This is a genomic window from Streptococcus canis (assembly GCF_900636575.1).
GTDB lineage: Bacteria > Bacillota > Bacilli > Lactobacillales > Streptococcaceae > Streptococcus > Streptococcus canis.
Genome location: NZ_LR134293.1, coordinates 250,836 through 263,894 on the forward strand (window position 1 = coordinate 250,836; position 13,059 = coordinate 263,894).

The following is a 13,059-nucleotide window of genomic DNA, read 5'->3' on the forward strand; positions in this document are numbered from 1 at the left end:
AGTTGCTGATTACTGATTTACTAATTAAAGAGGTATTAGTCATGAAAACACGTAAACGTAAAGCTGGATATTCAGCTGTTACCGCAAAAGAGTATATCGATTTCAAACAAGCGGTTCACAGTTTAAGCACTGAACTAGAGCCACAAATCAAATTCGAAGACGGGCAACTTACTGGAGAAATTATTGCTTATAAAGCATGGTTTACCCAAGAAGGACTTGAACCATTCCAAGTCAAATTCGAAGAAAAGGTAAAACTTCCTGTCTTCATGAGTTTGGTTCAGTTTGAGAATCTCCAAGCCGTAGAAGTTCGCTACAATGTCTACTTTAAAGCAGATAGAATCAAGGAGGTCAAATAATAACAAATAAAGAATTAGCTCAATATCTCCTTCAAAGTCTCAATATGGGGCTCGGGGCTATCATGCAAGGAGAAACGAGCTATACAAATAGCTTCAATATCATGATTCAAGAGGATGGTTTCATCTTTGTTCCTAGACTTCCCTGTGCCTATATTCTAGATGATGAACTCTACAACAAAATCTTTTTGATTGCCAACGCTTCACTCTATCCACATTACACACTATTAAAGCAGAATGCCACTTACTTTGTCCCACTCAAGACTGATGACATCCATGTTCAGCGTGGGCTCTTATTTCCGTGGAAAGTCGGTATTTCAAAACGCTTGGTTATCCCCGACCTTGACAAGTACACTACTAACCTACTAAAAAATCAGATTCCAATTATTGTTATACCTATCGGACACGGCACTGGACTGATTCAGGTGATTGACAATGAACATCCTTATCAAGTTCTGCCACTGCTCTGTCCCACCTATTACACTAAGAAAGGCAGTCTCTGATGATAAAAAAATCTTTCTTCATGAGGACTTACAACCTTAATATTTACTTAATTCTGTTTTCACTTTTAACAGGATTCCTCGGATGGTTACTCGACTTTCTAGCAAACTCACTTAACCTATCCCTTCCTATCGCTCTTAACCTCTCACAAGTTAATATCTATCTAGCTATGGGAAGCTATTACTCTTATACGGCTATGACCTACCTACTCACAGTATTATTTGTATCCGTAATGATTGAAGTTATGAAGCGTGTGCGATTTGATAGTCTAGTCAACCATTTCAAATCCATCTACCACACCTTTAAGCTCCGCAACTTTCTAACACAACGGGAGAAATCAAAAAAGGTTACAACGATTGACAACCAAACTATTGCGACCTATAACCCAATCAATGGTAGCTTCAATCGCTGTGCTCATAAGAGTGTGGTAGATATCCGAAAAGATGAAATCAAAGTTTTCATCAAAGTGCCAAGAGGCCAGCAGGGGCAAAAAGTCTTGAGTGATATGACCTTCCAACTCAAAGAAGAGGTCGCTAGCCAACATCCCGATTACTACTTCTCTGCACCTAATCGGGTACGTAACAACCTATGGTTGATTGGCAAGAAACGGTAAAAGAGGGGGCTATGGCTTGCGTTAAGCAGTAGCCAAATAGCTCCCTCTTTCCCATTTAAAAAGATAATTGGGGGTTAATACGACCCCCCAATTATCCAATAATCAGTAATCATAGAAATGAGATAATAATGGCAAAAGAACAACGTTCTAGCAAGTGGACGTTCCTATTCTACAAGGAAAGCGCCACTGCTGACTATCTTGAAGTACTTGAAGAATTACACGTCCCCTTTATCTTGAGTCCGTGGCATGACAAGGATATCAATCGACAAACTGGAGAGCTAAAAAAGGCTCATAAACACGGTGTTTTCTTCTTTGAGTCTCTCAAGAGTTATAAACAAGTATCAGAGTTAATCAAGAATAAATTAAACTGTCCTGCTCATGTAGAAGTTGTTCAATCTCCAAAGGGACTATTTGCCTACTTCACACATGCTGAGAACAAAAATAAAACCCAGTATGATGTGAATGATATTGAGGCAGGCTGTGGATTCAATCTTGATAGGTTTCTTGTAGAAATGAACTCAGATGAGTTTATGCATGAAGTCGTAGATATTATTGAGCAGAATAACTTCACTGAATTTGAAGAGCTGGTACGGTATGCCCATGCTAACCATACCCCACTGCTTAGCCTCATCATTGAACGCACCTACTTCTTCGTCAAGTATCTTGATTCACGTCGGTGCAATCCACAACGTAATAATATCAAGAAGGAGGAATAGAAATGCAAGTAATTCTACCTGATGAGCCGATCCATCAAATTCAACTACTGCTTTCAAACCTTATCCAAAAGGAAATTGAACAACAACTAGAACAAAAAGGACTTAATAGCCCCTATTTGAACAAGCAACAAGCCAGCGACTATCTAGGTATCTCTAACAATACACTGGATACTTGGATTCAAAAAGGACTTCCAGCCATCAAAATTGGGAAGTCAATCCGTTTCAACAAACAAGCTATAGATAACTGGCTACTTTCACACAACTAGAAAAATCTGTCTTTTTGTTTTATAATGGTCATGATATTTTCTGGTTCGATACAAGGAGAATATCATGACTATCACTAAGACAAAAAACGGAACGTATCGCTTAAAAGTTTATATACCTATTGAAGCACGAATGCCTTTGGGTATCGTAAACAACAGCTACTTCGATAAACGATTCAAGACAAGAAAGGAGGCACGACAAGCTGAAATAGACCTGCTAACAAAACTTAATCAAATTGAGGATAATACCTTTACAGGACTAGGTAAAGGGAAAATGCTTTTCAAAGATTTCTATGAAAATATTTGGTGGGAATCTTATACAGCAGGTCAAACAACTTCAACAAGTAAACCACCAACTCGATCCACTGTTGCCAATACTAAAACTTGTTTTGAAAGACACATTTTGCCCTTACTTGGCAACTATACAATTCAATTTCTCAATCAGAACAAGCAAGTTATTCTAAACTTAATGACTGCCAAGGCAAATGAATACGCTAACTTTAAAACTCTTAGAAGCTACGTTATTTCAATATTTGACTGGGCAGAAGAACTTGAATACATCGAAACTAATCGTATCGCAAAAACGTTACGCCGTATCAAGTCAACAAAGAAAATCCAACTAGCAGAATCCAGGAAAGATGAAGACCTCTACCTGACGCATGAACAATTACAGGAATGGTTCTCTGCTTTTCAGAAAGATTTAGAAGACAATAAGATTTCGCTGAAAGACTATCTTTTATTTTATCTCACATTCTTTTTAGGAAATAGAAAATCTGAAAGCTATGCTCTTTAATGGAAGCACATTAACCTAAAGAAACAAGGAATTCAGTTAGTGAGAGCCTTGGATAAGTATAAAAATCCAAAGTCAACTAAGGGTAATAAAAAGACGACTTTCCATATTCCCATTGAGCTAGCTGATTTACTCCGTGTTTGGAAAAAGCAACAAAAATTGGAATTAGCAAAATTCAATATTATTCAATCTGATGAACAGTATGTCTTTACTTATATTGACACAAAAGGAAACGTTAATAGTCCCTTACATGCTGATTATCTTAATAATAAGATGAAGTCAGTCGAACCCCGTCATAAGGAACTAATACACGCTACACCTCATAAATTACGTCACACAGGGGCAACTCTTGCCAAACAATCTGAAACATCACTTGAAGCCATTTCAGAGGCTTTAACACATAGCGATACTCTTACAACTAAGACCTATGTCAATACTTCAAATATCGTTCCAATGGCTGTTGGAGAGATTGCTTATCGTAACTTAAAAAAGTAATGGTGTGAATTTGGTGTGAAAAGTGGTGTGAATTTTGCTAAAAATCTACCAAAAAACACCCCATGGTGGTAACCATGAAGTGTTGTAAATGCTGTATTGTAGCCGTTTCTTAACGTTTTGAGAACTGACTAGCTTTACGAGCTTTCTTAAGACCTGGTTTTGGGTAGCAAAAGTAAAACCTCAATAAAAGCTTATTAAATCAAGCTTTCAAAAGTCAGTTTCATTAAAAATAAGCACTTATAACCTAATCCTACAAACAATGGATTACCATTAGATTACCAAAAATTCGTTTTCGGAGCTTATGTAATTGAGGAAATGAACAGGAAAATCATTGTATAATTAACTTTTTTTATATTAACTTGCTAGTGACTTATATCACTCAAGATTCATACTCATAAAAAGCCTAGAGTATTCGAATTTAAAAACTATTTCTCATTCACTGAAATAACAGTTAAGAGGAATATTATATGTCTCACTTAAATAATACTCAGTTGATAATAACAATTGCTTCATCTCAGTACTTAGTTTCGAAATCGACACACCTGGCTGTACAATGGTTATTCTCATATCAGTACTAAAGCCATCTTTTATCATAGATTTGATTGTCCGACAATCATTAATATTTCCTTTTTCAAACCGAGAACTCTGTCTTTTAGAAATCCGTATTGACTCTCTTTTTATCATTCTATCAAGGAAATCTAATAAATTATCTTTCCAAATAATTGATTTCTCTGCTTGACCACACACTTCGTATAAATCTGATACACGAGCACCTGGTTCATCACCATGTGAATATTTACAATGATACAGATTTATGAGTATTTTGCGCTCTGCTTCATTAGCACTTATTGTAACAATGTCTGCAATTTCTCCTGAACCATCATCGTCAAAAACTATCAATTCATCAGTATTTATCAATTTATTTATAGTTACATATTGAATGGATGCTCTATCCTTAGCAACACCTTGAGACTCTTTTCGTATATTTGTTCCATATTTTTTCCATTCTATCGGAACAAGCATCTCATTTGACAACGATGCCTTACTCCTCGGTTTATCTACAATTTGTAGATTACCCTCTAACATTACCCGAACCCCATCCTTCTGTATGAAAGAAATAGTTGGACTATGATCTTTTAAATATTGTGAAAATAAAATCTTATTATTTGATTTCTTTATAAATAAGTCATCTCCAGAAATTTGCAAAAAACCAAACCCCTTTTTATCTATGTGTTGTTGAAAAATAAATTTTCTTTCACTAATCCAAAGTTCAAAAATCAATAAGCCTTTTTCAAGACGAGGGTTCCTAAAGTCTGATTCAAAAAAATGATACAGCTTATCTTCTTTTTCAATATAGAATGCCCTTGCAGTTGAATTACTAGTTTCAATTATACTGTCAGGTGTTATTTTATAAGGAACCCCATCCGGAAATTCTGTAACAACTTCTGAAGTAAGTGAGTTTTCTAATATCATACTTGTATCAATATTAGTATCTAAAATTTTTGCCCCAATTTTTTGGCACCAATCTACCCAAAAATTAAGACTTTCAACCCATCTCATCCAAACTTTTCCTTTATAAGAACAACCTACACTTATTTTATTTCCATCTCTGTATCCATGTCCAAAAAGATTTGATTTGATTGAACCTAATGAAGTTGCTTCACTTATTCCCTTTCTTACATCAACCCCAGCAAACATCCGAAAACTGACATTTCCTCCAGGTATTTGTTTTAAACCGAGTGTTCCAATCATTAGTCGATTAATACCGTCAAGCACTCTGTAAATCTCATCTCCCTTGATTTGCATAGAATTAGGAAAAATTTGCTCTACCAAATCATTTCCTTTTCTACTATCTGACTCATTAATATGAATCAAACCTCTATACTCATCAAAAAAGATTACAAAAAAATTATATAAATATTCGACAAGATCTTTTTGATAAGACCAGTTAACTGTATTCTCTATTTCTTCAATAAATATTAAAATTCCCTTCTCTTCATTTATCAAGTGAGTAGTATGTTCTGCACTCAGAACATTTTTCCAGGCGTTGATATTTACCTCTTTCATATCCGTTTTATATATTCGAGAACTAATTTTCATCTTTATTTGAGATAAGTCAATATTACTTGCTCTTGTTTTTTCAAATTGGGAAATAAATTCTTCTATCTGAACTTCTTTTTCTATTGCTCTATCTGACTTAATTTGAAGCAGTTTAGTCCAATCCGCATCACGTCTATACAATTCATCGATATCTTCTTTTAAGTCTTCTGATGCTATATTAGTAATCAGTTTAGCACTGCCTAACCTTTCTTTACCAGACCTTGCAAACCTTCCCATAAACTGTAAAGTAATTGGTAATGACTTATATTTGTCGTGAATTGCAGCAACTTTAAGTGAAGGAATATCAATACCTTCACCAAACATGTCCACGCATACAACAATTTGTGATTTTCCTGATTTTAGTAGATCTAACGAATCTCTGTTTTGCGACTTTTTTCTATCAGAATGTATAATCACTGGATTATATATTTTGTAATTCGAATATATTTTATCGAATAACTCATCAGCTCTTTTTTTAGAGTTAGCTCTCGCCAAAAGAATGTGATTTAATCCCTTATCCAAATCACTTTGCAAAAGTTTAACTGCAACATCTGCGATTTTTTCATCCGATTTTGTAATATTATACTCATGGATAGGATGAAAATCAATTGGTTTAAAATAATTGTTTTGCAGAGCAAGAGATAAACTATATTTAAAAATTATTTTTCCATCAATTTTCTTACCATCATTTCGAAATGGGGTCGCTGTAAATTGTAAAAACTTTTTACCTGAGAACTTATCTCTTACTTTTCTCCAATCATTTGCAGCAAGATGGTGAGCTTCATCAAATACAACTAATTCAACGTTCGAATAGATTTTTTCAAACAGATCATTCGGTAACGCTTTAATCAGCGCTGGTGTAGTTATAATGATATTTATATTATCAATTTCATTAAATAAAATATCCTTTTCACTATCTTTCACAGTAGATTTATATAATAGACAATTAGGAAAAATTGCCTGATCAGATACAACTGAAATTTTAGGAAGAATCCCCAGATGTTTAACCTGATCAAAAAGTTGTTCTCTAAGTAAATTACTTGGAACAACAATCAAAGTTGTAGCAATACGCTCTGAGACTATTGTCGAAAAAATTGTTTCAGATTTTCCTGTTCCTGTCGGTAAAACTATTGTGGCCGGTTCATTAGAGACAACCCAATGAGAACGTATAGCAGAAAGTGCACCATATTGAGGAGGGCGCAATCCATTACCTAAAGAACCGTTAGCAACTTTCTCAGAATACGCTTTGCCCCAGCTTTTTACAATCTCTGATTTGGTAATTTTTTGATTATTAAGGTCTATTGAATAGGCTAACTTATTTGAACCAATATTCTTAATTTCTTGGTTGAATTTTTCCATCACAAAGCCTCTGTATCCTACTGTATCCTATCTCTTAGAGAGATAGGATAATTTTTCGTTAAAGTATAGTATTGATTTCTGTCATTTTTATTGGCTCCATACCAGTCAACCATACCCAATTCTTGTAATTTTTTCATCGTTTTTACAATAAACTTACGACTTCTTCCTGTCAGTTCAATGGCTTTTGCAGTTGTCATCTTCTCTCCTGAATTGTACATGTAATGGATCAACAATTGCTCATCGGCATTGAGGTCGCCAAAATCAGTAAACTGTTTCTCTAAACTATCTCGAGTTCGTAGGTGTCGACTGACAATATTATTTTCAAGCGTCAGAACAACCTTGTTCCCAGGTTCATAGTATTTTGGCTCATGAAGAAAGGCTGATTCCATCTCTGAGTAAATCCGTTTAACACCTTCATTCATCTCACGGACCCCTCCAAACTCCGTCAGGGTTCTGGCAATCCGAGGATTTCTTGAAAAACGTTCATGCTTGATATTGTCAACGGTGACGATATTTGGCAGTTTACCTGGGCTATGAATCTCCAGTCGATCATCAAACATGAGCACACGAATATGGTCGCCATAGACAGAGTAATCACGGTGAGTAACAGCATTGACAAGGCCTTCAAACCAGGCAAATTCTGGATATTCAGGCAAAATTTGAAATTGCCCATTGTCATCCAGATATTGGAACTCACGCAGCTGGGTACGAATAAAATCACGAGCCTTGATAATCAGGGTTGGTAGAGCATCATCAAAGGTCACTTCCTTAATGACATTAAAGCTACTACCTGTCCCCATGTCCGTGCCATCAAACCGTTGGAAGCGAACACGAGCTTGAGGGAAGAAAGCTGATGGGTATTTACCAAAAAGCAAGATAGCAGCCTTGGTCAATTTACCATTGACCAGAAAACGCCGAGCTTTGAGAATTTCTTCCGTAGAGCGGTCTGAAATATCAAATCGATTCTTGAAATCCTGTACCAGACTATCATCAATGTCTTCTAAGGTTGCGTCAGCCACAACTTCATCCTCAAAGAAACGCTGTCCCTTATCATAGCTGAGTTGAGTTCGTTGTTCATAACTGAGCTTAACGGTCTCATCACCCTGACGCAGGTAAACCTCATCATTAGGCGCAGCAATCACGCGATTTGAGGACAATTCAACTGAGATGTCCAAAATCACATCTTCTTCACCCTTGTGATTAACCACAGGAATTTCTTCAAATGACAAATCCAGAGGTGTCTCACGCATTTCACGGTCAATCTTTTTAAAGTCATCAATGGAATAGGCCTTGCCATCCCTGAAACCAGTGATGAGGTTGCTCTGCTTGTCGTCCTCAATACCGATGACCAGCTGACCACCATCTGCTTTAGCAAAGGCAATCAGGTGTTTAAGCAGTTCAGACGGTTTCTTTCGGGCGGATTTCCTGTCTAAATGTTGGCTTTCTGGAGAGAATTGGTAGTGGGATAGGGTTTGAATTAAATCCCTTTTGTTTTCCAAGTTTAAGCCTCCTTCTCAATATCAAACAGCACATTTTTGGAACAACTGTCGTCTCCAAATAAATGATAAGTCAGCTTTTTATACCACTGATATAATGCCTTTGATATTTTTTAAAATGTCAACTGTAAAGTTTTCTCTTCTTATGTCTAGAAGAAATAATAATGGTTAAATTTCTCCACCAATCCCCTTAAATACCTCTACCAAATCCACAATTTTTTCAAATACCGTCTGCTTTTTAGTACGATATTGGGGATTGAGGGGACTCATCTTAGGAAGTGCTTCATTGAGAGCATTCCCATTTTCACTAGCGTACTCTCGTTTGAGCGACATCTGAATATATCGGCTTGCACTCTCAACATTCAGCCCCTCTGTCTCAATCAAATTAGCTACTGCTTCTTTTTGTTTTTGACGGGCAAATGTATAAAATTGTTCTAAAATATCTGACTTCTCGGAAAAACTGTCCAAGTCGCTGGCATTGATAAAATCCACAATTAAGCTTTCTTTAGCTCTCTGACCCAGACTAGCACGGATAGTCCGAGTAATTTCTTCAATGAGTTGATCCTTATCAGATACCTTTTGGTTGGTTTCAAAAATCAATTCCAGAATATAGTCCAGATTGATTTCCTGTGATTTCAACAACTCCACTTCAAAGACAACCGCATCCCAGTCGATTTCGGAATCGTTATTCTGCTGATTACGCCGCTCATTGTCATACCAAGACTTGATATCATTGTAAGCGGAGCGATAATCTTGAATCTCACGAACACTTGGGATGTCCAGTTGAGAGAGTACTGCAACTGCTTCGTCATCCAAATGAAAACGTCCTTTGAAATCTGCCAAAGCCTCTATATCTGTAACATCTAACTCTTGCAAAGCCTGCAAACTCATGAAATCATCATAGTTCTGCAAGATATTATCCAAACGCAAGAACTGACCAAACAAGGTCACAAATTCTTTCTTATCACTTTCTTTGATAATAGTCGTTGGATTTGGAAATCTCTCCTGCAATTCTTTTACGACTTCCAAATATCCTTTTTGCTCTTGACCAGCCTCAATGTAGCCATTCATGTAGTCCTCGTAAGAGCGCTCTAACAGAATATCAGCCGTTTCCGTCTTCCCAAACAACTTAATAGCATCTGTCGTTGCCTTTTCCAAATCACGAAAAGTTACAATATTTCCAAATGTCTTAGTCGCATTGTAAATCCGATTCGTTCGAGAAAAAGCCTGAATCAACCCATGATAGCGTAAGTTTTTATCCACAAAAAGTGTATTCAAGGTCGGAGCATCAAAGCCAGTCAAAAACATACCGACGACAATAAGCAAATCCACCTCGCCAGACTTAACTCGCTTAGCTAAATCACGGTAATAGTTTTGAAACTTATTGCCATTGATACTAAAATTAGTCTGAAAAAGGCGATTATAATCGGAAATCGCTCCACTCAAAAATTCCTTACTACTAATATCTGCCAAGTCAGCAGGGCTGAATGTCTCGTCATCAATCTCCCCAATCGCAGCCTGCTCCTCATTTGCTGCATAAGAGAAGATGGTTGCAATCTTCAATGGTTTATCTTTTCCAGCTTGTTGGTCTTGCAACTCTTGGTAGTAAGCCTTGGCCGCCTCGACACTTGACACGGCAAACATAGCGTTAAATCCTTTACCGTTTTGTCTATGTGTCTTTTGATTAAAATGTTCTAAAATATAAGCCGAAATCTCTGTAATCCGTGTTGGATGAAGTAGGGCTTTTTTATTTTCAGCAGCAGATAATTTCCCTAAATCTTGCTCAGTTTCCAACGACTTAAACTGTGGACGAACATCATTGTAATCCACCTTAAATTTCAACACTTTTTGGTCGCGGATAGCATCGGTAATGACGTATGCATGAAGTTCCCGACCAAATACAGAAGCCGTCGTCTCACTGCCTAAAGCATTTTCAACTTTAATCGGCGTCCCCGTAAAACCAAACTGACAATACTTCTTAAACTTTTGTTTTAAGCGCTTTTGAGCCTCGCCAAACTGTGAACGGTGGCATTCGTCAAAGATAAAAACTACTTGCTTGTTGTAAATCTCATGCTCTGCTTCACTAGACATAAAGTTATTGAGCTTTTGAATTGTCGTAACCACAATCTTATTGTCATCTTTTTCTATATTGCATTTAAGTCCAGCTGTGCTATTTGACCCATTAACTGAGTCAGGTGAAAAACGCTGGTATTCTTTCATAGTCTGGTAGTCCAAGTCTTTCCTATCAACCACAAAGAAAACCTTGTCCACTTTATCCATCTCAGTCGCCAGTCTCGCCGCCTTAAAACTGGTCAAGGTCTTACCAGACCCCGTCGTATGCCAGATATAACCGCCAGTCTCAGGACCACTCTTGAGTTTGCTGTCAATGGCCGAGCGAATCTTCCAAATAATCCGCTCCGTCGCCGCAATCTGATAGGGACGCATGATAAGGAGGGTATCACTGGTATCAAAAACAGAATAATTGATGAGAACGTTTAAAAGTGTCTGCTGACTGAAAAAGGTCGCTGTAAAATCCTTCAAATCCTTGATTGGTTCATTATTTTTTAGTGCCCAATTCATGGTAAAGTCAAAAGAATTTTTCTCCCGCTTAGTGGTATTGGCAAAATAGCGAGTATCCGTCCCATTTGAAATGACAAAAATCTGGAGATACTTGAAGAGTGAATTTTCTTCATTAAAACTCTCCTTGCTGTAACGGTGAACCTGATTAAAAGCCTCACGAATAGCCACCCCACGCTTTTTAAGCTCAATTTGTACTAAGGGTAGCCCATTGACCAAAATGGTCACATCATAACGATTACTTGAAGTCCCAACTTGAGACATTTGGTTAATAACCTGAAGCTTATTTCGACTGATATTTTTCTTATCCCAGAGATAAATATTTTGGATATGCCCATCGTCAAAGATAAAGTCGTAGATGTGGTTATCGTGGAGCTTTCGGGTGCGGTCAATCAAACCATCACTAGGCTTATTGAGGTACTCCTCTAAAAAACGTAGCCATTCTGCCTCAGAAAAAACAACGCCGTTAAGGGCTTCCATCTGGGTCTTTAGGTTATCTAAGAGAGCTTCTGGGGTCGTCAGATTATTGAGGTACTCGTATCCCTGCTGTCGCAAATCACTAACCAGCTCTCGCTCCAAGTCTGCTTCCGTCTGATAGGTGCTGGGCTGGGTAATTTTAGTATATTTGTCTAAAACGATGAAATTGTTGGTTTCGATAATGGGTGTGGTTTGAAAGGTACTTGTCATAGGTGCTCCTTATTGAATTGGTAGGTATTTTCAAAACTTTCAAACAGATAAATTAGCATCTGTTTCTCTCTAGGATTGAGACTAGAAACTTCTTCTCCCGAATACTGCGAGTGACTTGAAATATCTAAGATTCTTTTTGCATAGCTCAATTTTGTTTCATCGTCTGCTTCACGCGGTAACAAATCTTTCCAATCCATGTACCCTAAAAACGTCGCAGTTTTTTCAAAAAGATTTCTCAAAAAATTAAAATGATATTTTTGAATTCTGTTTTCATTTATTGCTGTTCTCAGTTCATTTCTCAAAAATATGTGATAAGAAAATGGTGAATCATTTCTTTGTGCGTGCAGTTCATAGGTACCATCTTCCAATTTTTCTAGTCTAAACTTATTAGCATTTCCAAATTCATTGTGTAAGACATTATAGAATAATGGGTTATGAGTCGTGATTATAAATTGCAATCCTAATTTTTCTTTGTTGCTCTCTTTTATTAAAGAAGCTAAATTAGAAGCAACTTCTATCAGATGATTATCATCAAGAGATGAAACGGGATCATCAATAAATACATACTCCAACTGATTAAAATCGGATGTGCTTCTTTCATCTAATTCTGGAATTTTCAGTTCACTAATCACTAGTTCTAATAGCGTGTAAAATATAGACCAAATAAAATTGCTTTCTTCTCCTTTGGATAACTTAATGGATTCTATAATCTCCTCATTACCACGCTCAATAGAAAAGGTAACACTTCTATCTGAGAAGTTAAAGTTAGGCATCAACTTATCATTTGTGTATTGTTGAAAATTCTTAATAATATTTCCATCTTGTCCTTGATCTATTAGAATCCAATCCATAAAATAGTTGTTCCAAATTTTCAAGGCAATTATCTCATTATCCCAATAAAACAAGTCTTCTGTAAAAGCATTATAATAGAGAATTTTTTGCCTTGTTAGCTCATCTTCATCAGGTGTAACAAGTTTAGTAAATTCCTTAGATAATCTTGTTTTCCCGGTTCCATTGAAGGCATAAATCAGATGAACTTTCTTTTCTGACTCCTTCAGCTCCTGAGCAATCTCTCTTAAACTTTTTCCCATAAGGCATCACCTCTTTGT

General features: G+C 36.6%; 8 protein-coding genes and 3 pseudogenes. 7 read left to right on the forward strand and 4 right to left on the reverse strand.

Going from position 1 to position 13,059, the window contains the following annotated elements; genetic code table 11:
* Positions 1 to 41: 41 nt before the first annotated feature.
* The 7 genes and pseudogenes from EL097_RS01285 to EL097_RS01310 all read left to right on the forward strand — a co-directional run.
* Positions 42 to 356 carry a hypothetical protein gene (locus EL097_RS01285; protein ID WP_099982923.1) on the forward strand — a complete coding sequence of 105 codons (315 nt, stop codon included), beginning with the start codon at positions 42 to 44 and terminating at the stop codon, positions 354 to 356.
* Between the two features lie 44 nt (positions 357 to 400).
* A pseudogene (locus tag EL097_RS01290) lies at positions 401 to 742 on the forward strand (cell division protein FtsK); the annotation flags it as partial.
* Positions 743 to 855: 113 nt separating this feature from the next.
* Complete coding sequence (locus EL097_RS01295; protein WP_003046559.1) at positions 856 to 1,467, forward strand: hypothetical protein; 612 nt, start codon at positions 856 to 858, stop codon at positions 1,465 to 1,467.
* Positions 1,468 to 1,595: 128 nt separating this feature from the next.
* Positions 1,596 to 2,183, forward strand: coding sequence for a replication protein (locus EL097_RS01300; protein ID WP_003046556.1), 588 nt, complete (start codon positions 1,596 to 1,598; stop codon positions 2,181 to 2,183).
* Between the two features lie 2 nt (positions 2,184 to 2,185).
* Positions 2,186 to 2,449, forward strand: coding sequence for a helix-turn-helix domain-containing protein (locus tag EL097_RS01305; protein WP_003046554.1), 264 nt, complete (start codon positions 2,186 to 2,188; stop codon positions 2,447 to 2,449).
* Positions 2,450 to 2,513: 64 nt separating this feature from the next.
* Positions 2,514 to 2,649, forward strand: a pseudogene (locus EL097_RS11185) (site-specific integrase); the annotation flags it as partial.
* Between the two features lie 65 nt (positions 2,650 to 2,714).
* A pseudogene (locus EL097_RS01310) lies at positions 2,715 to 3,731 on the forward strand (site-specific integrase); the annotation flags it as partial.
* Between the two features lie 432 nt (positions 3,732 to 4,163).
* Here the strand turns inward: EL097_RS01310 and EL097_RS01315 are convergent.
* The 4 genes from EL097_RS01315 to EL097_RS01330 all read right to left on the reverse strand — a co-directional run bounded on the left by EL097_RS01315 (position 4,164) and on the right by EL097_RS01330 (position 13,041).
* Positions 4,164 to 7,190, reverse strand: a complete 3,027-nt coding sequence (locus EL097_RS01315) for a DEAD/DEAH box helicase (RefSeq protein ID WP_003046550.1) — start codon at positions 7,188 to 7,190, stop codon at positions 4,164 to 4,166.
* Between the two features lie 17 nt (positions 7,191 to 7,207).
* Complete coding sequence (locus EL097_RS01320) at positions 7,208 to 8,689, reverse strand: ATP-binding protein (protein WP_129544910.1); 1,482 nt, start codon at positions 8,687 to 8,689, stop codon at positions 7,208 to 7,210.
* A gap of 165 nt (positions 8,690 to 8,854) precedes the next feature.
* On the reverse strand, positions 8,855 to 11,950 hold the full coding sequence (locus EL097_RS01325; protein ID WP_003046543.1) for a type I restriction endonuclease subunit R: 3,096 nt from the start codon (positions 11,948 to 11,950) through the stop codon (positions 8,855 to 8,857).
* The gene (locus EL097_RS01330; RefSeq protein WP_003046540.1) at positions 11,947 to 13,041 is read right to left on the reverse strand and encodes an AAA family ATPase; all 1,095 of its coding nucleotides are present in this window, start codon (positions 13,039 to 13,041) and stop codon (positions 11,947 to 11,949) included. Before EL097_RS01330 ends, EL097_RS01325 begins: the two co-directional genes overlap by 4 nt.
* Positions 13,042 to 13,059 lie beyond the last annotated feature (18 nt).